The sequence below is a fragment of the Caballeronia grimmiae genome, assembly GCF_000698555.1.
GTDB classification, from domain to species: domain Bacteria; phylum Pseudomonadota; class Gammaproteobacteria; order Burkholderiales; family Burkholderiaceae; genus Caballeronia; species Caballeronia grimmiae.
In genome coordinates this window covers 345204-370847 of the sequence record NZ_JFHE01000002.1, presented here as the reverse complement: position 1 = coordinate 370847, position 25644 = coordinate 345204, and the positions used below count along the sequence as shown (strand labels likewise).

17 protein-coding genes are annotated in these 25644 nt (G+C 63.9%); 2 read left to right on the top strand and 15 right to left on the bottom strand.

Going from position 1 to position 25644, the window contains the following annotated elements:
• Nucleotides 1-25: 25 nt before the first annotated feature.
• Genes BG57_RS03910 through BG57_RS03900 form a run of 3 tightly spaced genes read right to left on the bottom strand, consistent with a single transcriptional unit; the run spans nt 26 to nt 5207 of the window.
• A complete protein-coding gene (locus BG57_RS03910; protein WP_035960290.1) occupies nt 26-1888 on the bottom strand; it encodes an acyl-CoA dehydrogenase in 1863 nt (620 codons plus the stop codon).
• Between the two features lie 13 nt (nt 1889-1901).
• Complete coding sequence (locus BG57_RS03905) at nt 1902-3080, bottom strand: acetyl-CoA C-acyltransferase (protein WP_035960288.1); 1179 nt, start codon at nt 3078-3080, stop codon at nt 1902-1904.
• Between the two features lie 45 nt (nt 3081-3125).
• On the bottom strand, nt 3126-5207 hold the full coding sequence (locus BG57_RS03900; protein WP_035960286.1) for a 3-hydroxyacyl-CoA dehydrogenase NAD-binding domain-containing protein: 2082 nt from the start codon (nt 5205-5207) through the stop codon (nt 3126-3128).
• 261 nt (nt 5208-5468) lie between these two features.
• Between BG57_RS03900 and BG57_RS03895 the strand changes: the two genes are divergently transcribed.
• Nucleotides 5469-7271, top strand: coding sequence for an acyl-CoA dehydrogenase (locus BG57_RS03895; protein WP_035960283.1), 1803 nt, complete (start codon nt 5469-5471; stop codon nt 7269-7271).
• 193 nt (nt 7272-7464) lie between these two features.
• Here the strand turns inward: BG57_RS03895 and BG57_RS03890 are convergent, their stop codons facing one another.
• The 8 genes from BG57_RS03890 to BG57_RS03855 form a co-directional block, all read right to left on the bottom strand.
• On the bottom strand, nt 7465-9072 hold the full coding sequence (locus BG57_RS03890; RefSeq protein ID WP_075583083.1) for a WS/DGAT/MGAT family O-acyltransferase: 1608 nt from the start codon (nt 9070-9072) through the stop codon (nt 7465-7467).
• Between the two features lie 97 nt (nt 9073-9169).
• Nucleotides 9170-9550 (bottom strand): hypothetical protein, encoded by a 381-nt coding sequence (locus BG57_RS03885; RefSeq protein WP_152562505.1) that lies wholly within the window; start codon nt 9548-9550, stop codon nt 9170-9172.
• 193 nt (nt 9551-9743) lie between these two features.
• Nucleotides 9744-10535 carry an esterase/lipase family protein gene (locus BG57_RS03880; RefSeq protein WP_035960278.1) on the bottom strand — a complete coding sequence of 264 codons (792 nt, stop codon included), beginning with the start codon at nt 10533-10535 and terminating at the stop codon, nt 9744-9746.
• 160 nt (nt 10536-10695) lie between these two features.
• Complete coding sequence (locus tag BG57_RS03875; protein WP_035960276.1) at nt 10696-13113, bottom strand: efflux RND transporter permease subunit; 2418 nt, start codon at nt 13111-13113, stop codon at nt 10696-10698.
• A gap of 27 nt (nt 13114-13140) precedes the next feature.
• Nucleotides 13141-14250, bottom strand: a complete 1110-nt coding sequence (locus tag BG57_RS03870; RefSeq protein ID WP_052005612.1) for a YCF48-related protein — start codon at nt 14248-14250, stop codon at nt 13141-13143.
• Between the two features lie 79 nt (nt 14251-14329).
• Nucleotides 14330-15706, bottom strand: a complete 1377-nt coding sequence (locus BG57_RS03865; protein WP_035960274.1) for a DUF1329 domain-containing protein — start codon at nt 15704-15706, stop codon at nt 14330-14332.
• Between the two features lie 32 nt (nt 15707-15738).
• The gene (locus BG57_RS03860) at nt 15739-17493 is read right to left on the bottom strand and encodes a DUF1302 domain-containing protein (RefSeq protein WP_035960272.1); all 1755 of its coding nucleotides are present in this window, start codon (nt 17491-17493) and stop codon (nt 15739-15741) included.
• A 391-nt stretch (nt 17494-17884) separates the two neighbouring features.
• A complete protein-coding gene (locus BG57_RS03855; RefSeq protein ID WP_035960270.1) occupies nt 17885-19573 on the bottom strand; it encodes an AMP-binding protein in 1689 nt (562 codons plus the stop codon).
• 479 nt (nt 19574-20052) lie between these two features.
• Between BG57_RS03855 and BG57_RS03850 the strand changes: the two genes are divergently transcribed.
• Nucleotides 20053-20307, top strand: coding sequence for a hypothetical protein (locus tag BG57_RS03850; RefSeq protein WP_152562504.1), 255 nt, complete (start codon nt 20053-20055; stop codon nt 20305-20307).
• 225 nt (nt 20308-20532) lie between these two features.
• On the opposite strand, the gene BG57_RS32415 is transcribed toward BG57_RS03850, so the two are convergent.
• From BG57_RS32415 to BG57_RS03835, 4 genes are all read right to left on the bottom strand, one after another.
• The gene (locus BG57_RS32415; protein ID WP_152562503.1) at nt 20533-20814 is read right to left on the bottom strand and encodes a hypothetical protein; all 282 of its coding nucleotides are present in this window, start codon (nt 20812-20814) and stop codon (nt 20533-20535) included.
• Nucleotides 20815-20986: 172 nt separating this feature from the next.
• Nucleotides 20987-22882, bottom strand: coding sequence for a putative bifunctional diguanylate cyclase/phosphodiesterase (locus BG57_RS03845; protein WP_035960266.1), 1896 nt, complete (start codon nt 22880-22882; stop codon nt 20987-20989).
• Entirely contained in the window at nt 22879-23400 is a 522-nt protein-coding gene (locus BG57_RS03840; protein ID WP_052005611.1) for a YfiR family protein, read from the bottom strand. Before BG57_RS03840 ends, BG57_RS03845 begins: the two co-directional genes overlap by 4 nt.
• A 2-nt stretch (nt 23401-23402) precedes the next feature.
• On the bottom strand, nt 23403-25448 hold the full coding sequence (locus BG57_RS03835; protein ID WP_152562502.1) for a TonB-dependent receptor plug domain-containing protein: 2046 nt from the start codon (nt 25446-25448) through the stop codon (nt 23403-23405).
• Nucleotides 25449-25644: the final 196 nt, after the last annotated feature.

The window sequence follows — 25644 nt, the reverse complement described above, 5'->3', positions numbered from 1 at the left end:
TTCGTCCTGGGTGGTTAGATTGGATTCAGAACCACGCGTCCCGCACGTCGAGCAAGGTGCGATCGAGCGACGCGAGCAGATCGAGCTGCGCGGAAACACGCGGCAATTCCCAACGGAAGAAATAATCTGCCGCCGCAAGCTTGCCCCGATAGAACGCTTCGTCTTCCGTGCGGTCGGCGGCAATCGCACGCGAGAGCGCAAGGCGCGCGGCAATCGCCTGTTCCAGCCAGACCCAAGCCATCACCACGTGCCCGAACGCTTCGAGATACAGCGACGCATTCGCGAGCGTCAGGCTGGGGTTCGCCGCCGCCCACATTCGCTTGGTCACGCTCGTGAGGCGCGACGCCGCGTGAGTCAGTTCGTGCGCGTGGCGCTGCAGATTGAACCCTGCCGATTCCTGCGCGCGCAATGCGGTCGAGCGCATCGCGTCTTCCAGCAACCGCAGCGCCGCGCCATCCTGCATGACGACCTTGCGTCCGAGCAGATCGAGCGCCTGGATGCCATGCGTGCCCTCGTGTATCGGGTTGAGGCGATTGTCGCGATAGAACTGTTCGACGTTGTATTCGCGCGTGTAGCCGTAACCGCCGTGGACTTGAATGGCGAGGCTGTTACCTTCGAGACACCACTGCGACGGCCAGCTTTTCGCGATCGGCGTGAGGATGTCGAGCAGCAGCGAAGCACGCTCGCGCGAGGCGTCTTCCTGTGCGCCGCGCGCCTCGTCGACGAGCTTCGCGCAGTAGAGATTCAACGCCAGCGCGCCCTCCGCATAGCTCTTTTGCGCGAGCAGCATGCGGCGGATATCCGCGTGCTCCACGAGCTTGACCTGCGGACTGGCGGGGTCCTTGCCGCCCGGCCCAGAACTGCGTCCCTGCGGCCGGTTGCGCGCGTAGTCGAGCGCATGCAGATAGCCGGTGTAACCGAGCATCGACGCTGCAAGGCCGACGCCGATGCGCGCCTCGTTCATCATGTGGAACATGCACGCAAGACCCTGCCCCGGCTCGCCGACGAGATAGCCGACCGCCCCGGCCTGCCCGCCCGGGCGATACTGCGTGCCTTCGCCGAAGTTCAAGAGGCAATTGGTCGTGCCGCGATGCCCCATCTTGTGATTGAGGCCCGCGAGCACGACGTCGTTATGCTCCCCGAGTGAGCCGTCGTCATTGATCAGAACCTTCGGCACGACGAAGAGCGAGATGCCCTTGACGCCCGGCGGCAGCTTGCCGTCGCTGCCCGGAATCTTCGCGAGCACGAGATGCACGATGTTGTCGGAAAGCTCATGCTCGCCGCCCGAAATCCACATCTTGTTGCCGCGCAGGCGATACTGCCCGCCGAGCAGCGAGTCGCCCTCGTACTCCGCGCGCGTCGCGATATCCGATAACGACGATCCCGCCTGCGGCTCGGACAGGCACATCGTTCCAAAAAACCGCCCCTCGAGTTCCGGCCGCACGAACGCGTCGATTTGAGCGGGCGTGCCGTGCGCGAGCAGCAGGTTCGCGTTGCCGATGGTCAGGAACGGATAATTGGCCGTCGCGACGTTCGCGGCCATGAAGTACGCGAAGCCCGCCTTCTCCACGACGAGCGGCAACTGCATGCCGCCGAGTTCGTAATCCTGCCCGGCGGCCATCAGCCCGGCGGCGCTGAACGCATCGAGTGCGGCCTTGACCTCGGGAATGACATGCACGCGCTTGCCGTCGAAGTGCGGCTCCTGCTGGTCGTTCTTCTTGTTGTGCGTCGCGAACAGATCGGTTGCGATCTTCTCGCAGGTATCGAGCGCCGCATCGAACGTCTCGCGCGAGTGGTCCGCGTAGCGAGACATGGCGGTCATCGTCTCGACCTTCAGCCACTCGTAAAGGAGGAAGTTCAGGTCTCGCCGGGAAAGGATCAGGGACATGCCGCGCTCCCTCTCAAAGGACTTCGAAGAGGCCCGCAGCGCCCTGCCCGCCGCCGATGCACATCGTCACGACGACATGCTTCACGCCGCGCCGCTTGCCTTCGATCAGCGCATGTCCGGCAAGACGCGCACCCGATACGCCGTACGGATGCCCGACCGCGATCGCGCCGCCGTTCACGTTGAGCCGGTCCATCGGGATGCCGAGCGTATCGGCGCAATACAGCACTTGCACGGCAAACGCTTCGTTGAGTTCCCACAGGCCGATGTCATCGACGGTGAGACCCGCTTTCTTCAGCAGCTTCGGCACCGCGAACACCGGACCGATGCCCATCTCATCCGGCTCGCAGCCGGTCACGGCGAAGCCGCGAAACACGCCGAGCGGCTGCAAGCCTTTGGCGGCAGCCGTGCGCGCGTTCATCACGACAGCCGCCGACGCGCCGTCCGAGAACTGCGACGCATTGCCCGCCGAAATGACGCCGCCTGCAAACGCGGTGCGAATCTTGGAGACGCCTTCGAGCGTGGTATCGGCGCGAATGCCTTCATCCGCGGCGATGGCGACCTCGCGCGTGACGATCTGGCCCGTGGCCGTGTCGGTGATGCCCGCGAGCACGGTCATCGGCACGATTTCCTGGTCGAAACGTCCCGCCGCCTGCGCCGCCGCCGCGCGCTGCTGGCTGCGCACGCCGTACTCGTCCTGGCGCTCCTTCGATACCCCGTAACGCTTCGCGACCTGCTCGGCGGTTTGCAACATGCTCCAGTAGATCTCCGGCTTGTGCCTGACGAGCCACGGATCGGCGGCGAAGGTCTGGTTCATCTGCCGCTGCGTCCATGAGATGCTCTCGACGCCGCCCGCCACGAACACATCGCCTTCCCCGGCCATCACCCGCTGCGCCGCCATCGCAATGGCCTGAAGTCCGGACGAGCAAAAGCGGTTCACGGTCGCGCCCGGCACGCTGACCGGACACCCCGCCCGCAACGCGATCTGCCGCGCGATGTTGCCGCCCGTCGCGCCTTCCGGATTCGCGCAGCCGATCACCACGTCCTCCACCTCGCCCGCTTCGATGCCCGCGCGCGCGATGGCGTGCTGCACCACGTGCCCGCCGAGGGACGCGCCATGCGTCATGTTGAACGCGCCCTTCCAGCTTTTCGCGAGCGCGGTGCGCGCGGTCGATACGATTACTGCGTCAGTCATGTCGTGTGTCCCCTCTGCCGTTCTGGTGGAAAGCGCCGCGCGCCGTCAGTCGTTGAAGCCCTTGCCGTCGCTTGCCAGTTGTTCGAGCGAGCGGGCGATGCGCCACGCATGCCCCTGATAGCCCTTCGCATAGCGGCGCATGGCCTGCGCGACGTTGAAGAGTCCGACCTGATCCGCATAAAGCATCGGGCCGCCACGAAACTTCGGAAAGCCGTAGCCGTTGAGATAGACCATGTCGATGTCCGACGCTTTCGACGCGATGCCTTCTTCGAGAATCAGCGCGCCTTCGTTGACGAGCGCGTCGATCAGCCGCTCGACGATTTCGGCGTCGCTGATCTTGCGGCGTGTGATGCCAAGCTCGCCTGAATGGCGCACGATCATGTCGTTGACGACCGCGCTCGGATACGCCTTGCGATCGCCGGGTTTGTAGTCGTACCAGCCCGCGCCCGCCTTCTGGCCGAGGCGTCCCATCTCGCACAGCAGGTCGCCGGTCTTCGAATAGTTGAACTCGGGCTGCTCGACCGCGCGCCGCTTGCGAATGGCCCATGCGATATCGTTGCCGGCCATGTCGATCATGCGGAATGGGCCCATCGCGAAGCCGAACTTCTCGATCGCGCGATCCACCTGTTCCGGCAGCGCGCCCTCATCAAGCAGAAAGCCCGCCTGACGGCTGTACTGCTCCACCATGCGATTGCCGATAAAACCATCGCACACGCCCGACACCACCGCGACCTTGCCGATCTTCTTCGCAAGCTGCATCACGGTGGCGAGCACGTCGTGGGACGTCGTCTCACCGCGCACGACCTCGAGCAGTTTCATCACGTTGGCCGGGCTGAAGAAATGCAGGCCGACCACGTCTTGCGGCCGCCGCGTGAACGACGCGATGCGGTTCACGTCGAGCGTCGATGTGTTCGATGCGAGGATCGCGCCCGGCTTCATCACTTCGTCGAGCGTGCGGAACACCGTTTCCTTCACGCTGAAGTCTTCGAACACCGCTTCGATCACGAGGTCGGCATCCTTGATGTCGTTGTACGACAGCGTGGTCGTCAGAAGCCCCATGCGCGTTTCGACCGCTCCCTGACTGAGCTTGCCTTTCTTCGCGGTGTTCTCGTAGTTGCGGCGGATGGTTGCGACGCCGCGCTCCAGCGCGTCGGCCTTCGTTTCGAGCACGGTGACGGGAATGCCGGCATTCAGAAAAGTCATTGCAATGCCGCCGCCCATCGTGCCCGCGCCGATGATCGCGACCTTGGCGATGTTGCGTGCGGCGATATCGGCGGGTACGTCGGGAATCCGGCTCGCGGCGCGCTCGCCAAGGAAGGCGTGACGCAGCGCGCGTGCTTCGGACGTGCCGAGCAGTTCCATGAACCGGCGGCGTTCTTCGCGCAAGCCTTCATCGAACGGCTTGAGCGATGCGGCGACCGCTTTCACGCATTGCAGCGGCGCGGGGAACGGTCCCGCGCTTGCCGCGACTGTCGTGCGCGCGAAACCGAGATAGGCTTCGGCGCTCTCGTGACGGACCGCGAGATCGCGCACTTTAGGATGCGATGCCGATGCACGCGCGGCACGGCACGCGAAACCGGTCGCGGCTTCGAGCACGTCGCCGTCGACGAGTTCATCGAAGAGGCGCGCATCGGCGAGCTTCCCGGCGAGCACCGTCTTGCCCGACACGATCATGTTCAACGCCGCTTCCAGACCGATCACGCGCGGCAGACGCTGCGTGCCGCCCGCGCCCGGCAGCAAACCGAGATTGACTTCCGGCAGCGCGATCTGCGTGTCCTTCGCCGCGATCCGATAGTGGCAGCCCAGCGCGAGTTCGAGGCCGCCGCCCATCGCGACGCCATGCATCGCCGCGACGACAGGCTTGCCCGACGCCTCGATCGTCTCGATGACCGTATGAAGGCTCGGCTCCTGCAAAGCTTTCGGCGTGCCGAATTCACGAATGTCCGCGCCGCCCGAGAACGCCCTTCCCGAGCCTGTCAGCACGATTGCCTCGACCGATGAATCGTCGAACGCGCGTGTCATGCACTCCACGATGCCGACGCGCGTGCGATGGCCCAGGCCATTGACAGGAGGATTGTCCAACGTGATGACGGCTACTGCGTCACGGACCTGATAGTGCGCTGTCATGCGGGTTCCTTGTATGTCTCGATGTGGTCGTCGGCACGGCGAACCGGCGCAAGCGAGCAACACGCCCCTCGTGCCCGCGTGAAGCCGCCGGCCTGAATGCATCAGCTTAAACACCTTTGCCCGCCCCCTTCCCCCTCATTAGGAGGGGGACGTGCCCGCTACGGCCCAACCTATTCTGCCGATGCAGGCCAGCGGGGCGGCGCTATTTGCACGCGCTTGCGCCGCGACCTCCGTAGATATCCCAACTTTTCAGGAAGCGACATGACCTATCACGCGCCCATCAAGGACATGATGTTCGTGATGACCCGGCTCGCCGGACTCGACGATATCGCCGGCTTGCCCGGTTGCGAGGACGCGACGCGCGAGACGGCGCAGGCGGTCCTCGAGGAAGGCGCGAAGTTCTGCGGCCATGCGCTTGCACCGCTGAACGCCGCCGGCGACCGCCATCCGGCCGCTTACACGAATGGCGACGTCACGGTGAGTCCCGGCTTCGAGCAGGCGTTCCGGCAGTTCGTCGAAGGCGGGTGGCAAGGGCTGATTCATCCGTCGGAGTTCGGCGGACAGGCGCTTCCGAAGCTCCTCGCCACGCCGTGGCTCGAAATGATGAAAGCGGCCAATCTGTCGTTCGGCACGTGCCCGTCGCTGACCGATGGCGCCATCGAAGCCATCCTGCTCGCGGGATCGGAGGAACAGAAACGGCGCTATCTGCCGAAGCTGATCGCGGGCGAATGGACCGGCACGATGAACCTGACCGAGCCGCAAGCCGGCTCCGATCTGGCGATGCTGCGCGCCCGCGCCGAGCCGCAGGACGACGGCACGTACCGGGTTTTCGGCACCAAAATTTTCATCACCTGGGGCGAACACCGGATGACGAAGAACATCGTGCATCTGGTGCTCGCGCGCCTGCCCGATGCGCCGGCTGGCGTGAAGGGAATCTCGCTCTTCATCGTGCCAAAGTTTTTCGTCAACGAAGACGGTTCGCCCGGGCCGCGCAACGACGTGCGTTGCCTCTCGATCGAGCACAAGCTCGGTCTGAAGGCGAGTCCGACCGCCGTGCTTCAGTTCGGCGACAACGGCGGCGCGACGGGCTACCTCATCGGCGAGGCGAACCGGGGACTCGAATACATGTTCGTGATGATGAACGCGGCGCGCTTCTCCGTCGGCGTGCAAGGCATCGGCATCGCGGAGCGGGCGTATCAGAAGGCCGCCGCCTATGCGAAGGAGCGCGTGCAGGGCCGCGCCGTCGATGGTTCGTCGGATGCAGCCGTGCCGATCATCCGTCATCCGGACGTGAAGCGCATGCTCGCGACGATGCGTTCCCTCACCGAAAGCGCCCGCGCCCTGTCGTACGTCGCGGCGTCGCATAGCGATCTGGCGCATCGCCATCCCGATGCGGCGGTGAGCGCGCAGCATCGCGGCATCTACGAGTATCTGGTGCCCATCGTGAAAGGCTGGAGCACGGAGCTGGCGGTCGAAGTCGCGAGCCTTGGCGTGCAGGTGCATGGCGGGATGGGATTCATCGAAGAGACCGGCGCGGCGCAGTATTACCGCGATGCCCGCATTTTGCCCATCTACGAAGGCACCACCGCGATTCAGGCCAACGATCTGATCGGCCGCAAAACAGTGCGCGACGACGGCGCGGTGGCGTACGGACTGCTCGCGGGCATCGACAGGACACTCGGTGAACTCGAAGCGCACGCCGGGTACGGAAAGAACCCGGCGTTCGCCGCGCTGCGCGTGCATCTTGCGGCTGGCCGCGCTTCAATGGCCAAGGTGATCGAATTCATGCTCGTGCATTTCCGCTCCGATCCGAACGCGGCCTTTGCCGGCGGCGTGCCGTATCTGAAGCTCGCGGGAATCGTGCTGGGCGGCTGGCAGATGGCGCGGGCATTGTTGGCGGTGTCCGATCAGGAAGCCGACGATCCCGCGTTCCATCGCGCAAAGGCGGCGATGGCGCACTTCTACGCGACGCATATCCTGCCGCGAGCCGCTGCGCTCGAAGCGGCGATACTGGGAGCGAGCGGCGCGGAAGGCGTGCTGGCGTTGCCGGATGAGAGCTTTTGACGGGAACCGCCGCCGCTGTTCAACGCGGCAAAGGCAAGAGCAGCCGCTACGCCTGGTGCGGGCGCTGCTCTAACCGATGAACGGCGCAGGCGCCCGTGTTTCATTCAGGCTTCGCGCCGCCGTTCGCAGCAGCTGAACCTCGGGAAGCGCTCTCGTGCTTCGCACGAGAGCGCTTCGAACTACCCTGCCCGCGTTAGCCCATCGCCCTGGCCGTCGCCTTGCGCGCAGCGCGCTTGCCGTTCGCCGAACGTCGCGCGGCGGCAACCTCAGACTCGATCGAAACCTCGTCGGCATCGACGGGTTCCGCGACTTCGATCTCTTCCGGCGCTTCCTCTGCATCGGCGGCTTCCTCTGCATCGGCAGCCTCTTCGGCCCGGGCTTGATCGTTTGCGTCGGCAAGCTGGCGAATGGCTTCCAGTTCCGCCGCGAGATGCCCGATCAGTTCCTGAGACTCTTCCTGCGACAGCGCATGACGGCACGCGATGATGGCGAAGTCCATCGACCCGGCATAGCTCTGCACGGTGATGTTGACCGCGAGGCTGTGATACGGGAACGGCACCGGATAGTAATGCACCATGCGAGCGCCGGCCATGTACAGCTGAATCGGCAAGCCCGGCACGTTCGAGATCAGCACGTTGGCGATGTTCGGCAAGCGGCCCGGCAAACCCGAACGGCCATACATCGACGCGAGGCCCGTCAGCAGCCACGGCGCGCCGACGAGCGGAACCTGTGCGCCGAGCACCGGCTTCAGTTCGCGAACCATCGCCTTTGCCGCCTCCGACGACTCGTGGATCGCCTTGAAGCGCTCGCCGAGGTCCGCGATATCGGTCGCCAGATCGACGCGCACCGCCGACACCTGGTTGTTCATCGACTTGTCGTCGTCGCTGCGCAGGCTCACCGGCACCGCCGCGATCAGCGACGAATCCGGCAGCAAATCGCGCTCGGCCAGAAAGCGCCGCAGCGCGCCGCTGCACAGCGCCATCACCAGCGTATTCACCGTGCCGCCGAGGCGTGCGCTGAGCGTCTTCACCTCGTCGAACGGCAAGGACATCGTCGTGTAGGAACGCTGATTCGTGATCGACTCGTTGAAGATGGTCTTCGGCGCGAGCCCGAGATTCAGCGAGCGATTGCCGTCGGTCAGCCTGCGCGTGGCGAACACATGGCCGGCGGTGCCGATCGCCCTGAAAGCGGTCGGCAGCAGCGCGCCAATTTCAGTGTACAGCTTCGTCGTGTTGGTGGCCGCGGCGCGCAGCAGTTCCAGCATGCCGAGTTGCGACGAGTAACTGCGGCGCGACCGGCGCGGCGGCGGCACTTCGCGCACCACGGGCGACACGTCGTACAGCACCTTGCCCATCTCGACGGCGGCCTTTCCGTCGATCGTCGCGTGATGCACCTTCGTGTAGTACGCGATCTGCCCGTTGTCGAGCCCGTCGATCACATAGGCTTCCCACAGCGGACGGCTGCGATCCAGCAGCGACGATTGCAGCCGCGCGACCAGTTGTTCGAGCTGCGCCTTGGTGCCCGGCTTCGGCAGCGTGAGGCTGCGGACGTGGTATTCGATATCGACGTCGTCGTCTTCGATCCAGATCGGATCGGCGAGTTGAAACGGCATCTGCGCGAGCTTGCGGTGAAACAGGCTGCACAAGTGCAGGCGCTTGCTCAGCAACGCCTTCACATCCTCGTAAAAGTCTCCCTTAAAGCCCTCGGGAAGCTCGAATAGCATGAGACTGCCGATATGCGTCGGCGTCTCCGGTGTTTCCAGATGCAAGAACGCCGCGTCTGTACTGCCCAAATGTTCCATTGCTTTTCTCCAATGCGTCTGGTGTGGTCGCCGCGCGCGAGCGGTCGATGCAATGCCCCGCTTTACGGACCTTCCCGCCGCGCGCGTTCAGGATGGCTTACGATGCGTCCGTCGCCTGCACCGGTTCCGGCATTTTTTCGAGCCGTGCCTGCAGCCGCTCCTGCAACACCCTCCACGCCCTGACGCGCACGCACGCGTCGAGCTGCACCAGTTCACTCCAGCCCCGCATGGCCCGCTCGACGCTCTTCTGCGCCAGCACCGGACCCTGCGCGAAGGCCATCGGGTTCATCAGGCTCTTGAACAGCTCTCTGGCCTGCGTGAGTTCTTCGGTGACGAGCGCATTGCGCCGTTCGCGCAGCGCCCGCAGACCCTCGTACATCTCGCGGTTCGCCTGAAGCACCGCGTCCACGTCCTGGCGATGAAACTCGGCGATGCGCCCCAGACCCATGCCCATGCGACGGACTTTGAGACTGTCCATGAACATGCCGATTGCGCCAAGGCCCGGGATCGACGATGGCTTTGCCGTCGCCGATGCCGTCTCTCGTGTCGTGCTCGTTTCCATTTTTTATCCTCTAGTGAAGTCCAACGGTTTGTGAAGCAAGATATGCAGCGAGAAGCGAGTGAGAAGCGAAACTTGATGCGGGTTAATGCGAGCGATGAAGCAGCGGAACTCAGGCGTTGACGAACCGGTCTCCGCGGTTCGGATCGCGATAGACAAAGCGCCGCAGGCCCGACTCGTGATCGAACGGCCGCCATTGGCCTTCCGCTTGCGCGAGACGGTCGGCGATTGCAAACATAACGGCGGGGTGATGAGCGAGCCCGCAATGACTGCTTTCCACCTCGATGTTCTCGGACGTAGCGCTCATCTGTTCCAGACAGCCTTGCCAGTTGACGACGCCATCGGTGCGCGTGTAGATCGCGGTGGCCGGAACCGGCGGCGGCTGCTTCATGAGATCGCGATTGGGCCAGTCATCCGCTTTGCGGCCGCTGAGCTTTTCGTAGCATTTCCAGCCGTGGTTCGCATGCGGCTCGCCCGCGAACGGACTGCCGAGCGTAATGACGCTGCGCACCAGCTCCGGCGCTTGCCGCGCCAGTTCACGTGCAAAGATGCCGCCGAGACTCCAGCCGATGACGCTGACCTTCTGTCCGTAACGCTCCGCCAGCGATTCGAGGCGCTTGCGCATGTTGTCCTCGACCCCTTCGCGCGGCCCCAGGTTCGTGCCGAGGCTCCATCCGTGGGCCTGATATCCACGATTGCGCAAGAACATGCGCAGCGGTTTGGTCGACAGATCGCTGGCGATGAAGCCCGGCAGCACGAGCACCGGATGGCCGTCGCCGGACGGCGCGAACTGGAGCAGCAACGGCGCCACCGCGCAACAGAGGCCAAATTCGCCGATGGCCCGCGACTCGAGCATCAGCCAGTATTTCGACGGCGGCGCTGAAGGATCCAACTGTGAAAACATAGAGCGTTCCTCTTGTTATTGATGCAAGGATTCCGCGCTGAGCGGACAAAACCGGAGCGCGGGCGTTGAACGTGGAGTCGCGGCCGTTGTTGCGTACCAGCCGCTGCGATGCGAAAAGCCGGGCAGGAGCGGAATGGCACGCTCCTGCGCCGTATATCGCTCAGGCGATATCGCCGTTGGCGATCGGCTGTCTCACCTGCGCCGCCTTGCGCGGCTGCAGGACGAAGTGGGACAACGCGGGAATCAGTACCAGCGCGCCGACCATGTTCCAAAGGAACATGAACGTGAGCAGGATGCCCATATCGGCCTGAAACTTGATCGGCGACCACGCCCACGTCACGACCGCCGACGCCAGCGTCACCCCGATCAGCGCGATCACCTTGCCGGTGAAGTTGAGCGCCTCGCGATACGCATCGGCGAGCGAGCGGCCCTGTCGTTGCAGCGACAACTGCACGCTCAGCAGATACAGCGCATAGTCCACGCCGATGCCCACGCCCAGCGCGGTCACCGGCAGCGTCGCCACCTTCACGCCGATGCCGAGCACGACCATCAGCGCCTCGCACAGAATCGACGTGATGACGAGCGGCACCACCGCGACGACGACCGCGCGCCAGCTCCGGAACGTGATGAAGCACAGCACGATCACCGCTGCGTACACGAGAAGCAGCATCCTGTGGTTCGCCTTCTCCACCGCGATATTTGTCGCCGCTTCGATGCCCGCGCTGCCCGCTGCGAGCAGGAATTGCCGGTCGGGACTGCCGTGCTGGGCGGCGAACGTCTCGACCGCCGACACGACCCGCTTCAACGTCTCCGCCTTGTGATCCGACAGGTAGGCGACAACGGGCGCCACCGAGCGCGTGTTGTTGACGAGTTCGGGATTGGCGACGGACGCGTTGTTCACGGCATCGGTCGAGACGGATGGATCGCGGCTGATGGTCATCCAGCGCGGGTCGCCCTCGAAGCCCGCCGCCGTGTTGCGCCGGCTCACGCCGCTGATCGACATCGTCGTCTGGACGCCCGGCAGATCGCGCAGCGTCTGCTCGAGGTTGTCCATCTCGATCAGCGTTTTGTAGTCGTTCACCTGTCCGGCGGGCGTCTTCGTGATCACCGCGAACTGGTCCGTCGACAGGCTGTAGTGTCCGGTGATGTACGCGTTGTCGCGGTTGTACAGCGAGTCGGGCCGCAACTCGGGCGCGCCGGGATCGAGATCGCCGATCTTCAGGTGCTGCCCGATGAGCAAGCCGCCCGCCGTCAGCAAGCCCGCGCACAACACGGCGGCCGTGGCCGGGCCGCGCCGCGTGAACGGCGTCAGGAGCCGCACGAACGGATGGTCGTCGCTGGCGCGCAGGCTGCGCGTCGCCGCCGCCGGATTGACGCCGACGTACGACAGCAGCACGGGCAGGAACACCAGATTGGTGAAGATGAGCACGGCCACGCCGACGCTCGCCGACAGTGCGAGACCGCGGATCACCGGAATGTCGATCAGCATGAGCACCGCGAAGCCGACCGCATTGGCAAGCAGCGCCGTCAGCCCCGCGAGGAAGAGACGGCGGAACGTGTAGCGCGCCGCGACGTAACGGTCGGTGCCACGGCCGATGTCCTGCATCACGCCGTTCATCTTCTGCGCGCCGTGCGACACGCCGATCGCGAAAATCAGGAACGGCACAAGCATCGAATACGGATCGAGGTCGACGCCCATCAGATGCACGATCCCGAGCTGCCACAGCACCGCCGTCAGCGAGCACCAGATGACGAGCGCGGTGCTGCGCAGACAGCGCGAATAGCCGAAGATCACCACCGCCGCGATCGCCGCCGCGACTGCGAAATACAAGGCCACCTGCATGAGCCCGTGAATCAGGTCGCCGACCAGTTGCGCAAAGCCGATGACATGCACGTTCACGCCATTGCCGGCCTGCTGACGCACCTGTTCGACGGCATCGCGCACCGCGCGGGCATCGACGGGGCGGCCCGTATCGGCATAGCGATCCAGCAGCGGGACGAAGATCATGCTCGAACGCAGATCGTTGCCGACCAGCGAGCCGGTGATGCCCGCGCGCCCCACGTTCGTCTGCAACTGGGCGATGCTCGCCGCCGAACCATCGAAATTGTCGGGCATCACCGGCCCGCCGCGAAATCCTTCTTCGGTCACCTCGGTCCAGCGCACGACCGGCATCCACAGCGACTTGACGAACGAGCGGTCCACGCCCGGAATCAGATAGATGCGGTCGTTGATGTCACGCAGCGTCTTCAGATAGGCGGCGTCGTAGATGTTGCCGTTACGGTTTTCGACGACGATCCGCACCGAGTTGCCGAGCCCGCGCAGCGAACCGACGTTGTCGAGGTAGTTGCGAATGAAGGGACTGGACTGCGGCATCATCCGTTCGTATCGCGCGGTGATTTCCGACCGTGTCGCGAAAAAGCCGAGCACGAGCGTCAGCAGCGCGCAGACCGCGACGATCCACACGCGATGATTGAAAATAAGCCGCTCCAGCCGCGACCCGGATGCCGATTCGAAGTCCGCACGGTTGCGGATGACCGGCATCGCGTCGACGCGCTGCCCGTCTGAAGACATAGCCATGTTGAGTGTTCCCCGAAGTCAGCGTTGTTACTGGAGCGCGGCCGTGCGCATGCCATCCAGTCCTGAAAGCACCACATCCTGTCCCGACGATGCCTGCACGCCGGTCGTGGTCACGGCGCGGCCGGCCTTGAGCGTGCGGAACGCGCCCGCGTTCTGATCGGCGAGCGCGATTTCGCCCGACGCCGTCACGAAGACGAACGTCTGCCGTTGCGCGATATAGACGCCGCTCGTGACGAGACCGTGCAGCGGACTGTCGATGCGCGTCCAGCTCGCGCCGCGATCGGTGCTTCGGTATAGGGTGCCCTTCAGCCCGTACGCGACCAGCACCTGCTCGTTGCCCGTCACGCCGAAGAGACTGCCCGCATAGCCCGTTTCGACTGCGCGGAACTTGCCTGCGGCCTTGTCGAGCCGGAACACCGTACCTTTCTCCGCCGCGATGAAGACCTCGCCCCCGACTTCGCTCACGCCCTGCAGATGCAGAAACCGCGGATTGTCGATGCGTTCCAGCGCCGGCACCCAGGTCCTGCCGCCGTCTTCGGTGGCGACGGCCATGCCGAATGGCCCGACCGCGAGGCCGTGCTGCGTGTCCTTGAACCACACGCCGAGCAGCGGCAACGACGGCCCCGCCTTGTAGTTGAGCGCCAGTTGATCGAGATACGGCTGCAACGTGGCGTCGCCCGCGTCGATGCGCACCTTGTAGTCCCGGATCAGCGCGGTGGCCGCGATGCGTCCGTCGAACTGCTTCTCCCAGGTCCGCCCGCCATCCGCGGTATGCAGGATGACGCCGTCGTGGCCAGTTGCCCATCCTTCGCGCGGCACCGGAAAGGCGACGGCGAGCAGATCGCTGCGCACGGGCGACTGCACCTGAGTCCAGGTCTTGCCGCCGTCATCGGACGAGACGATCAGCCCGCGCATCCCGACCGCGATGAAACGCTGCCCCGCCCGCGCAACCGACATCAGCGGCCGCCCCGCTACGCTTTCGTGCATTACCGCGCCGATGTCGAGCGGATCGGCGAACGGGTCACGGGGTGTCGCGCCCAGGCTCGGCTGAGCGCCCGCGACACCCACAGCCGCGGCGATCGACACGGCAAGCAGCGCGCGCCTGCACGCCGGTCTTGCCTGATAGTGCTTGAACATCCGATGCCCCCCATCGTTTGAACGCGGGCCGCGTGCGGCGGCCCGGTCTACTGCCTGCAGACTCGAATGCCTGTTCCGCTTAGCGAAGCCCCGTTCCCGCCATGCCCGCAGGCGTGAAGAGATTCGGCTTCTCGAGCTTCTCGGCGACGCGAAGCTCCGGCTTGCCGCGCGAGTTCGCCGTGAAGTACGAGAAGTAGTTGCCCTTCTGCAGGTCGTAGAAGGTGTTCGCGCTGATGAACACGCCGCCGAGGCCGTCGTAGTAGTTGATCGGATAGTCGAGACCCACGCGCCACAGCTTGCCGTCATGGCCGTAGCCGTCCGCTTCCATCAGCGTCCAGCTATCCTCGTCCACGAAGAAGACGCGCTTCGAATACGCATGGCGCGCATCCGGCTTGAGCGTGGCTTCCACCACCCACACGCGATGCTTCTCCCAGCGCAGCGCTTCGGGCTTGATGTGCTTCGGGCCATACACGTCGTCGACAGGAAGCTGCGAATACGCGTAGTTGTTGTACGGGACGTACATCTCCTTCTTGCCGATGAGCTTGAAGTTGAACTTGTCCATGCGGCCGGCGAAGAGCTTGGCCTCGTCCCAGAACAGCGCACCGCCATAGGCGGCCGTCGGCGTGTCGTACTTGTAGTCGGGCGCCATGCGCACCCGGCGTTGCGCCGGGAAATACGCCCAGCTCACCTGATCGGTTTCCGAATAGTTGATCGAGTAATCGACCAGATTCGCGGAGCCTGCCTGCGTCGCCGGCGTGAGCAGCGTCAGCCACATGCGGTCCTGCGGCCCCTTGAACTTGCCGCCCGCGAGCGCCTGATCGTAATAAGGCTTGTACTCGATGACGTTCATGATCGGCAGTTCGGTGCGCCCGCCGGACGAGTCGACGAGATAAGCGCCCACGTTCTTCGCTTCGTACTGCGTGCGGCGATAGCCGAGCTGCGCGTTCCACATCACTTCGTAGCCGGACTTCGGAATCGGGAACGGAATGCCGCCGAACGCGCCGTCGACGCCATCACCCTCCACCTTGCCGACCAGGTTCGCGCTCGTCGCGTTCTTCAACGTGTTGTCGAGCACCCATTGCGGATAGTGCATCGTCCGGTGCGTCGGGTAGACGTCCAGGCGGAACTCCGGGAAACGCTTCAGCAGCGCCTGCACGCCCGGCGTCAACTGGTCCGCGTACTGCGCCATGTTCGCCGCGTTGATGCTGCGGATCGGCTTTTCGTTCTTGAACGGGTCCGGCCACGTGCCGCTGTTCGGAACGAAATCGGCTGGTCCCTTCGTCAATCCGCCCTTGTACTCGGGAATCGAGCCATCGCTCGAAGCGGCCTTTTCCGCGCCGAAAACGGTGAGCGTGGTGCCGAGCTGCTTTGCCTCTTCCGCCGTGATCGCCGCGAGCGCCCCGGCGGCATGCAGCGTCACGACGCCTGCTGCGACGAGTTGAATGAACGTCTTCATGGACTTGTCTCCTTTAATTATCGATGTATGCATCAGAACCACGATTGAACGGTCAGCGAGACCCACGGGCGATCGTTGAGATCGTAGAGACCGCTGCCGCTCGACGCGTACGTGAGCCCGCTCGGCGTGACCGAGGTGCCGTTGACGTGCGCGTGATAGCCATTGAAGGCAAGCGTCACGGTGGCCTTCTGACGCACGAGCGCCTGGAGGCCGACCGAGAAGTTGAAGAATCCCTGGCCGGCTGCCGACGAGCCCGGATTCTGCGGATTGTTGCCGTACAGGCCGACGGTCATCGACGTCGGCATGCTCAGATCGACGCCGGGGAAGACCTGCAGCCATTGCGGATTGAACAGAAGGCCCAGGCCGACATAGTCGCGCGTCGAGCACCCGTTCCACTTGTTGTTGCTCGGGCAGCCGCGATAGCCCACGCCGTTATAGATGGCCGCGTTGTTCCTCACGGACAGCAGGTGCGAGTACGCGAGTTCGGTGGTCAGCGAGCCCGTCTGCCAGAAGGGCGCGTTCGGCAGCGGGATGATGGCGTTGGCGATCAGGTTGAGCACGTCGCCCGTCGCGCCTTCGGTCTGGTTCGCGATGTTCGAACTCAGCGCCGTGTTGAGCGCCGTGCCGCGCCGCCATGACGCCTCGAAGCCCGTCGCCGCGTTGCCGATCGTCGTTTCCATGCTGATGCCGAACAACTGCGCGCCGCGGTTATAGGCAAGGTGATAATCGGTCGGCAAGCCCTTCTTCCAGTTCGTCAGCACCCACGGCTGCGACTCGTCGAAGCGGCGATAGTAGAAGCCGATCTGGCCGCTGAGGAAGCTCGGCGTCCAGCCGAGCTTGACGCCGAAGTTGTTGTCGATATCGGGCGGCGTGTTCGACGGCCCCTGATGGACGAAGACGGGCACCCAGCCACCCGGATGGCCGACGCGCGAACCCGGCAGCGTCGTCACGAGAAGACCGGAGGGGCCTTGCGCGATGGCGTCGTTCGCCTGGAGGTAGGTGCCGCCCGTCGCCAGCCGGTTGTAGGTCCAGCCAAGCGCGTACTGCCCGGAGAGCGATACTTCCGGCGTCACCTGCGCCGTCACGCTGACCTGCGGGCGCGGCAGCAGCAGTTCCTTGGTCTGCGTGCCGGGCGAGCTGAGGCCCTTGATGCTGTCGAGCGCGCCCTGCGCCACGGAGATGCCCGCGAACGGGAACAGCAGCGAGTTGCCCCAGTATTCGGTGAACTGGCCGGCCTTCACGTAGACGGCCTTGCCGGCGACGTCCGCGTTGAGGAACGCGAAGCCGTCGAGCAGTTGCGCGCCCTGCACGTAGTAGCGGTTCGTGAACGAGCCGTACTGACGGTTCGGATAAGCCGCGAGCGACTGATACGTGACCGCCGGCAAGCCGCCGCCTGCCGGGGCGAACACGCCGGGATTCGTCGCGTTGCCGCTGCCGTACGCGAAGTCCTTCCACGCCGATCCCGACAGCTTGAAGCCCACGTAGCCCTTGTATGCAGCCGTGAACTCCGACACCATCGACACCCGATTCGTGACGATATCGCCCGCATGACGGAACTTGTAGTCGCCATCATCGAAGTTCGGGTTGTTGCCGATCAACGGATCGATGCCTCTCGCGCGCATGCCGATGGTGTACGTGACCGTGTTGTCCCAGTTCACTTCCCAGTCGGATGAAGGCGTGTCGATCTTGAAAGCGTTTGCATTCGACGTCAGAACCGCTGCGATGAGCCCGGCGAGGATTGTCAGGCGTGGCGGCTTCTTGTTCTCTTCTCGGATAAAGCAAGACATGCTTGTGCTCCCCCAACCAATATTGTCGGTGACTTATTATCAAGATACCTAATCAGTAACGCGTCGATGAACTTTGCCGATACGCTGTCTGCTACGTTCATCGAGACACATCGCCTTCGCACGGGAACGCCCGCGAAGCGACGGAACAAGAGGCTAGTGGTCTCCTCGCACTGCTTTGTCCTGCTGATGTTCCTGACTGCTAGGTTGCCAGCAGTGGCACCCTCGACGCCCCCTTGAAAAGAGGGGGTGGGGTTTACGTCATTTTTTGAAATGCGAAGCGAGCGTGGCTCACCGCGTCGACGACTGCAGGGCAGCCTCAATCGACGCGCACGGACAGCCGGACAACGCTTTCCACCCGGCTGAGTTCACGCTGCGGGTCACGCGGCGAGGCTCAATCGACTTCGACGATGACCTTCTGCCCTAGCTCGGCCCAGATCGGCGCACGCGGCAAATAATATTTTTCGATGGCTGCGCGCCGGAACTTCAACGTCGGCGTCATGAAACCGTTTTCCACGTTCCAGATGTCCTTTACGAGCACGACGAAAGCGAGCTTTTCGTGACCTTCCAGCGCCTCGTTGGCGCTGTCGAGCAGCCCTTGCATGTCGGTGCGCAACGCGTGCGCCGAGTCACCGTCCTTCAGTTCGTCGCGCGCAGCCGGCGACAGCATCAGCAGCGCGAATGGCTGCGCATAGCCCGGACCCGTCACGCAGACGGCCTCCACTTTCGGATGGCTCAGCCGATGTTCGATCGGCAGCGGCGCGACGTACTTGCCCTTGCTCGTCTTGAAGATTTCCTTGACGCGCCCGGTGATCTTCAGCCGCCCCATCTCGTCGAATTCCCCGCGATCCCCGGTGCGGAAAAAACCGTCCTCGCTCATGCTTTCCTTCGTAAGCTCGGGTTCGCGGTAGTAGCCGAGCATCATCGTCGGCGACTTGAGCAGGATTTCCCCGTTATCGTCGATACGGCATTCGACCCCCGGCATCGCCTGGCCGGAATAGCCGAGCCTCACCTGACCGGGACGGCTGTAATGCGAGTACGAGAAGTTCTCCGTCATGCCGTAGACGTCGAGCAGTTCCAGCCCGATCGCGCGATACCACTCCGTGATTTCGGTCGACAGCGGAGCGGAGCCGGTGAACGCAATGCGGGTGGCGTCCAGTCCGAGCGATGCGAGCACGCGCCGCTTGAGCGCGTCGGCATCGGGCGACGCGGTGTGCAGCAACGCCTGATCGGTCGTCGACAGACGCGCGCAGGCCGCCTGATAGAACTTGGTCCAGAGCCGCGGCATCGAGATGAACACCGTGGGCCGTGCACGCAGCAGGTCCTGCATGAACGTGGCGAGGCTGTCGTTGAAGAAGACGTGCAAGCCGTGGCACAACGAGTTCGATTCGACGAACGACCGCTCCGCCGTATGCGCAAGCGGCAGATACGACAACAGGCGATCGCGCGGATGCATGTCGCAGAATTTCCCGGCTTCGAGTGCATAGGTGTAGATGGCTTCGAAGCTGTGCATCACGCCCTTCGGACGGCCCGTGCTGCCCGACGTGTAGATGATCGTGGCGAGGTCGCCCGGCTGCGGCAGGCACACGTCCCGCAACGGTTGATGCCGCGCGGCGAGCGCGTCCCATTGCTGCGCGTCGGGCATGGCCGGCGACTGCGGCAGGCCGACCAGTTGCACGTGCGATGGCAAGGCCTGGCGAATTTCGTTGCAGCCGTCCGTGTTGCCATCCAGCTTGCCGACGAACATCACCCGCACGTCGCAACAGTCGACGATATAGCGCGCAGTCTCCGCGCCGATGGTCGGATAGAGCGGCACCGACACATGCCCCGCGAACCAGATGGCCAGATCCGCGATGATCCAGTGCGCCGTGTTCTTCCCAACGATGGAAATGGCGCTGCGCGGCGGCAAGTCCTGCGACTGCAGCCACGCTGCGATGCGCCTCGCTTCGTCGCCTACCTGACGCCAGGTGTAGTCGATCACCTGCCCGTCAGCCGTGGGCTCGGTCAGATAGATTGCATCGGGCTGCACCTGTTCCCAGTGCAGGAAGCGATGCACCAGGGTGTTCGTCTCTTTGCCGCTCATGTCTGTCTCCACTCTTGTATTTTGTCTGGCCCGACTTTTCAGCAATGCGTAATTCTCAGGTCTTGCTACTGCATAAAACGTGTCTCACGGGAAGGTTCGGCGAATCGCCGCACGCCAATGCCCTCGGCGGCGAGCGACAGCAATCAACGGCCCGGAAGGAAAGATACGCATTTGGCGTGCACAGATACCCACCCGTTTATAGGGGGGACCAAGCGGTGGATCGCGTCAGTTTATGCCTGAAGAAGCGCGCCGTATCGCGCGGCGAGGCGTTGAACACGGCGGGGAGCGGATCGCCATCGTGGTTTGACCGGACTGGCAACAATCGGTCGCATATTGCTGGTGATCGTCATGTGCGATTTTGTCTCAGCGATCCCGCCGCCGGATCAGGCGCGTGACCAACAGAGACCCGGCGAACATCAGCACGCCGCTGGCGACGCGACTCGCGCCGATCGCCGGAGAGCAGGCGCGACGTCAGGCCTATGAATCGGCCACGCGGGATGGAAAGCAGGCGCGAATTCGATGGCCGCGATGCAGAAACGCTCGCGGAGTCGATCGAACGAATCAAGCGCATGAAACGCGTTGGACTGGATTTGCTCAACGTGAGCATCGGCTTTTCGGCGATGCCGTGGCACTCAGGCTTCATGACGCCGATTGCTGCACGTGCGCGAAGAAGCCGGTATTCCGGTGGCGACGGCATGGGGTATGGGACGAACGCGGAGACTGCGGCGCATTAAATCGATCGTGCGATGATCGCCGCCCACATGATGCGCACTATCCGTTGCGTGCGGCACGTGAGTTACAGGTGCGCAAGTCGTCGACGGTGTTGCCAGCGCAATATGCGTACTGGCTGGCGTTATTCGGGTCCGAAGAACGGCAACCGGTGGATTGAGCTTGCTCTCGCGGCCATCGGCGGCGACGCGTCTGAAGCGCGCATCGCCGACGCTGGCCGAGTAGTCACATCAAGATCCCTTGTAAACGTTACAGGGCAAACCCACCGGGCAGTTGGCCGGATTGCGTCCCCGCACCCACTCGCCATAGTTGCGCGCGCCGGCGTTGGTATCGCCATAAGTGGAACCGCCGTAGTCCGCGCCTTTATACGTGGATGGGCCGTAAGTGGCCGTGCTTGCGTCGGTGGTGTGCGATCCGCCTGCCATCGGTGTGCTCTGCTCTTGTGCGATAGCAGCCCCACCCGAGACCAAAACGCCAGCGGCGGCAACCGTTAAAAGATGACGTAGTTTCATGTTGATTCCTCTCGCAAGTTAGTTCGCTGCGGCGGAACATTGCAGCGCGTATCCGCCCTCAGCGGTATTCGTCTGAGCAACCGGCATACCTGCTACATGCATGCAACGCACGCTGAGGAATCGCTTTCGCTTCGATATGCGTACGACTCATGTGCCGGCTAACGCGCGGCTTTCACGCGAGCTGGCTGTCGAACGCCTCGTTCTCAACAAGGGCGCGGAACTGATCGAGCGACATCGGACGACCGGTCAGAAAGCCTTGCACGACATCGCAGCCCGCATCGACGAGCCAGGCAAGCTGCCTTGGCTCTTCGACGCCTTCGGCTACCGCGTGCAAACCGAAGCTATGCGCCATCGAGAGAATCGCCGTCACGATGGATTGCCCATCCTCGGGAATGCGCTCGATGAACGAGCGGTCGATCTTGAGCGCATTCACCGGAAACGCATGCAGGTACGAAAGCGACGAATAGCCCGTGCCGAAGTCGTCGATGGACAACAGCACGCCCGCCTCGCGAAGCCGGTTCATCACGTCGATGGCGGTTTCGCGATTCGCGATCAGATGGCTCTCGGTAAGCTCCAGTTCGAGCAATGCGGGAGCAAGGCCGCTTGCACCGAGGGCGGCCATCACGTCGGGGACAAAGTTCGGATGCCTGAGCTGTCGCGCCGACACGTTCACCGCGACGCGCACGGCTGCGCCCGGGCACGAGGCATTCCACGCCGCCGCTGCCACGCATGCCCGCTGCAGCACCGTACGCCCGAGCAGTACGATGAGATCGCTGTTCTCGGCAATCGGAATGAACTCTCCCGGCGATACGTCGCCCTCTTCTCCATGCGTCCAGCGCGCAAGCACTTCCGCTCCGACGAGCGTGCCGCTGCCGCATTCGAACTGCGGCTGAAAGACGAGATCGAGCGCATCGCTTTCCACGGCCTTGCGCAACTCCGCTTCGAGATACGCGCGGCGATGCGCGGCGTCCATCATCTCCGCGGAGAACCCGACGACCGTATTCTTGCCCCGGCTTTTCGCTTCGTACAGGGCGATATCGGCGCTCGTCATCAGACTTCCGCTATCGTTGCCCGCTTCGGGGAAGCTCGCGTAACCGATGCTCGCGGTGACGTTGATCTCGCGCCCGCAAAGCGGGGCCGGCCGGCACAGCGCAGCGCCGATCTCGCCCGCGAGTTCCGCGACCGCACCGCGCTTCCACGTGCTCGTCAGCGTCACCGCGAACTCGTCGCCGCCCATGCGGCTGACCATCGCACGTCCGCCGACGGTGCTTTCGAGTACATAGGCGACGTGCTGAAGCAGTTGATCGCCTGCGCCGTGGCCGAGCGTATCGTTGACGGTCTTGAAGTCGTCGAGGTCGATCAGGACCAGCCCCAGATAGCGGCTAGGCTCCTTCGCGCTCGCGAGCCGCTCATCGAGCGCCTCATAGAACGTGCGGCGGTTAGGCAGTTTCGTGAGCGGATCGGTGCGTGCGAGATATTCGAGTTCACGTTCGGCCTCGCTCACGCGCCGCCGCATGCGGTTCATCACGAGCGTCGAAATCGATAACGCGCCGAGACACGCGACACCGAGAAAGCACGCGTATTGCACGAGTTGCCGGCGCACGAGATCGCTCGTTGCGACCAGCACCACATATCCAAGCAGATGGCCATTGTGTTCGATGGGCGCACGCACGAATACATCATCGAGCGAGAGCGTGGTGCGATGTTCCGTCGATTGCAGCGTGCCCTCTGCCGCTTCCTCCGGCGTGATGCCTTCACGCGCATAGCGAGTGAACAGCTGCCCATCCTTGCGATAGACGCTCAGGCTTTGAAGATAAGCCACGCGGCCAAGCGAACGCAGCACGTCTTTCGTCGACCGTTCGTCTTCGAACATCAGCGACGCACTGATGTTCTCCGATATCATCGACGCCTGCAGCGTCGCATCGTCATATAACGCGCTCCGAAAGGCCACGGCCTGATACAGCAGCAGGACGATGCTCGCGGCCACGAGCGCGATGCCGACACTGACCAGATTCGCGCGGACCGTGAGACGCCCCGTGCTGCCCTTACGCGTGTTCGTGGCTATCATTTGAGCCTCCTTGCGAGCCGCAGCAGCTTGGAACTGAGCACGAGCTTGCGGCGCGTGGCTTCGCCATTGTTGATCTCGAAGCGCAGATGATCGTCTTCGGCGACCAGCGCGATGACGGCCTCGCCGTGTGTGATGGCGCCGACGCCCGCGATGATGAGCAAGGCATCGTCGGAGGCAAACGCATTGCGTATTTCGCCGCTGGTTCCGTCGTTGCCGGCGATGGCCAGCACGTCGCAATCGGCGAGCGGCCTGTCGGCGAGACTCGTGAACCGCCACACGCGCGCACCGACCGCACGGCCGTTCAATGCCGCGAGCGCTTCGCGAAGCGGGCTGCGCGCGCTGGCGCAGACGCGCAACTCAGCGTTGCCCATGCGATCGGCGGGCCACTGCGTGAATTGCGTGAAGTTGAAGATGTACGCGCTTTCGAGCCTGCGAAGATCGGTTTGCGCATGCGCGCACCATGCCCCGGCCCCACCGGCCGTGAAGAGACATAGTGCGAGGCATCGACGCAATGACATCGTCAGAATCCGTAGACCAGTTTGGCGAGCAGCGTGCGGCTCTGCTGCACGATCACGTTCTGCTTGAAGCCGGGCCCGGCGGGATCCGCATAGCGGCGATCGAACACGTTATAGAGCGACACCGACGCATCCGCACGCGGCACCAGCTTGCGGCTATGCACGGTCACATTCGCGATGCAGTACCCGCTCGCTGAACCGGTTTGAGCAAGCCGCGACGACATGCACTGCACCTCCGCGCCCGCGCGTGCACCCGCCGCGAAGAACGGCGCGCTGACGTTGAGCTTGCCCATGTGAAGCGGCGAGTTTTGCAATGCGCCGCCCGCGATGGAGTCCCGCGCGAGTTGATACGAATAGCTCGCACGCACGCGCAAGCTCGTTGCGAACTGCTGCTGCCACGCGAGTTCCGCGCCGAGTGCCTGCGCGCGCTCGACGTTGCGAAAGACGTAGAGACCGGTAGCGGGATCGATGGACTCGGTGATGACATCGCGCAGCCTGTAGCGATACAGCGTGACCGTCGCGCGTCCCATGCCGCCCAACGCGCGTTCATAGACGAGTTCCTGCGTGCCGATATGCTCCGATTTCAACAAGGGATTCGCGAGCTGCCCGCCTTCGCCCGGGATGGCGTAGTACATCTCATAGGCGTTCGGCGCACGATATGCAGCGCCATAGATGAGCTTGAAGGTATCGCTCGGCGTTGGCCGCCAGATCAGCGCGATGCGCGGACTGAAGTTGCCGCCAACGTTGCTCTCGGTGTCGTAGCGGCCGCCGATATCGAGCGTGAGCGATTCGGCCAGTTTGATCTCATCGTCGACATAGACGCCGATGCGGTGACTCATCCGATGATCGTCGAGCAACTTCTCGTATGGATCGACGTCGTAGTTCCACTGGTCGCGCGCCGCGTTCATCGTGTAATCGACACCGAATACGATGCGATTGCGCGGCAGGGTTCGCACCGTCGCGTGCACGTCGCCGCCGTACCAGAGTGCGTGATCGCCATCGATGTTCGACGTGCCGGGCGCGGGCGTGCTGACTTGCCGGCTCGTGTAGTCGTAATGGCCGCCGTACAGTTCGTAGTCGATCGCGATGTCGTCACGCACGGCCTGCCGGTAGGTGGCGTCGACGAACGTATGCGTGTCCGTCACGCTGAACGGTGCGTTGAACGCCGCATCGTAAGGCGCACCCGGCACGTTCTTCGTGCGATTGCCGTATCCGGCGCTGATGCGGAAATCGCCGATGCCGAACTTGGCGAACAGCTTCTGATTGCGCTCGCCATCGAGATTGCGGGCGACGCCATGATTCTGATCGGGGGTATCGAATTCGGGGTAGTAAAGGTCTTGGCCGTGACGTTCATACGCCGTTGCCGACAGCACGAGGTCGGCATTGCGTTCGCCGTGCCAGCCATAGGTCACGCGCGCCTGTTTCTCGCCGAAGCTGCCGAGCGCGCCCGCGATCTGCGCGCCGCCGATGTCCGCGCCCTTCTTCGTGATTACGTTGACCGTACCGAACAGCGCGTTCGATCCATACACGGCCGAACCCGGACCCGGTATGTATTCGATGCGTTCGACGAGATCCATGTCCACCGGAAAGTCCGAGCCGAGCGGGGCCTGATCGTAGACCGCGTCGTTCAGGCGCATCCCGTCGATCAGCAGAAGGAAGCGGCTGTTGAAATCGCCCGGACGCTGAAACCCGCGCGCGCCGAGATACGAATACACGCGATCGGACGTGACATACAGCCCCGGCAGCGTGGCGAGGGCATCGGCAAGCGTGCGCCAGCCGTGATCGCGAACATCGGCGGCGGTCAGGATCACGACCGCGGCCGGCGCGCTCGATGCCGACTGCTCGATGCGCGTCGCTCCGCTGACGGTCATGTCCATCAGCGATTCGAGCGGCAGTGACGCGAGGTCGTCGCTCGCCAGCGACGAGGCGGCCGAGGCTTCGACAGGCGGCGTCCATATGCCGAGCATCACCGCCATGAACAGCCCGACAAGCGAAGGCAGCCATGCAACGGCGAAGCACGAAGTCAACGGAGAGGCACCTGGGAGCGACATCTGTACGGCTTGTTATATGAACGTCTGTGCCTCCTTATCGGCATAAGTGTCCGATGCCTTGAGCCGATAGCGCGAAAATCGCGCTTTGCAGCGGCCTCGATCGGCAACATTTCCTTATGGCGCGCGGCTGCCGACAAGGCGATGTACGAAGCCAAACGCAATGGCCGAAACGGCTATCGCCTCGCACCGCGCATCG

Excerpts from the sequence above, each read along its gene's own strand:
- BG57_RS03910 (WP_035960290.1), bottom strand. The coding sequence starts at position 1,888 with ATGTCCCTGATCCTTTCCCGGCGAGACCTGAACTTCCTCCTTTACGAG.
- BG57_RS03905 (WP_035960288.1), bottom strand. The coding sequence starts at position 3,080 with ATGACTGACGCAGTAATCGTATCGACCGCGCGCACCGCGCTCGCGAAA.
- BG57_RS03900 (WP_035960286.1), bottom strand. The coding sequence starts at position 5,207 with ATGACAGCGCACTATCAGGTCCGTGACGCAGTAGCCGTCATCACGTTG.
- BG57_RS03895 (WP_035960283.1), top strand. The coding sequence starts at position 5,469 with ATGACCTATCACGCGCCCATCAAGGACATGATGTTCGTGATGACCCGG.
- BG57_RS03890 (WP_075583083.1), bottom strand. The coding sequence starts at position 9,072 with ATGGAACATTTGGGCAGTACAGACGCGGCGTTCTTGCATCTGGAAACA.
- BG57_RS03885 (WP_152562505.1), bottom strand. The coding sequence starts at position 9,550 with ATGGACAGTCTCAAAGTCCGTCGCATGGGCATGGGTCTGGGGCGCATC.
- BG57_RS03880 (WP_035960278.1), bottom strand. The coding sequence starts at position 10,535 with ATGTTTTCACAGTTGGATCCTTCAGCGCCGCCGTCGAAATACTGGCTG.
- BG57_RS03875 (WP_035960276.1), bottom strand. The coding sequence starts at position 13,113 with ATGGCTATGTCTTCAGACGGGCAGCGCGTCGACGCGATGCCGGTCATC.
- BG57_RS03870 (WP_052005612.1), bottom strand. The coding sequence starts at position 14,250 with ATGTTCAAGCACTATCAGGCAAGACCGGCGTGCAGGCGCGCGCTGCTT.
- BG57_RS03865 (WP_035960274.1), bottom strand. The coding sequence starts at position 15,706 with ATGAAGACGTTCATTCAACTCGTCGCAGCAGGCGTCGTGACGCTGCAT.
- BG57_RS03860 (WP_035960272.1), bottom strand. The coding sequence starts at position 17,493 with ATGTCTTGCTTTATCCGAGAAGAGAACAAGAAGCCGCCACGCCTGACA.
- BG57_RS03855 (WP_035960270.1), bottom strand. The coding sequence starts at position 19,573 with ATGAGCGGCAAAGAGACGAACACCCTGGTGCATCGCTTCCTGCACTGG.
- BG57_RS03850 (WP_152562504.1), top strand. The coding sequence starts at position 20,053 with ATGAATCGGCCACGCGGGATGGAAAGCAGGCGCGAATTCGATGGCCGC.
- BG57_RS32415 (WP_152562503.1), bottom strand. The coding sequence starts at position 20,814 with ATGAAACTACGTCATCTTTTAACGGTTGCCGCCGCTGGCGTTTTGGTC.
- BG57_RS03845 (WP_035960266.1), bottom strand. The coding sequence starts at position 22,882 with ATGATAGCCACGAACACGCGTAAGGGCAGCACGGGGCGTCTCACGGTC.
- BG57_RS03840 (WP_052005611.1), bottom strand. The coding sequence starts at position 23,400 with ATGTCATTGCGTCGATGCCTCGCACTATGTCTCTTCACGGCCGGTGGG.
- BG57_RS03835 (WP_152562502.1), bottom strand. The coding sequence starts at position 25,448 with ATGTCGCTCCCAGGTGCCTCTCCGTTGACTTCGTGCTTCGCCGTTGCA.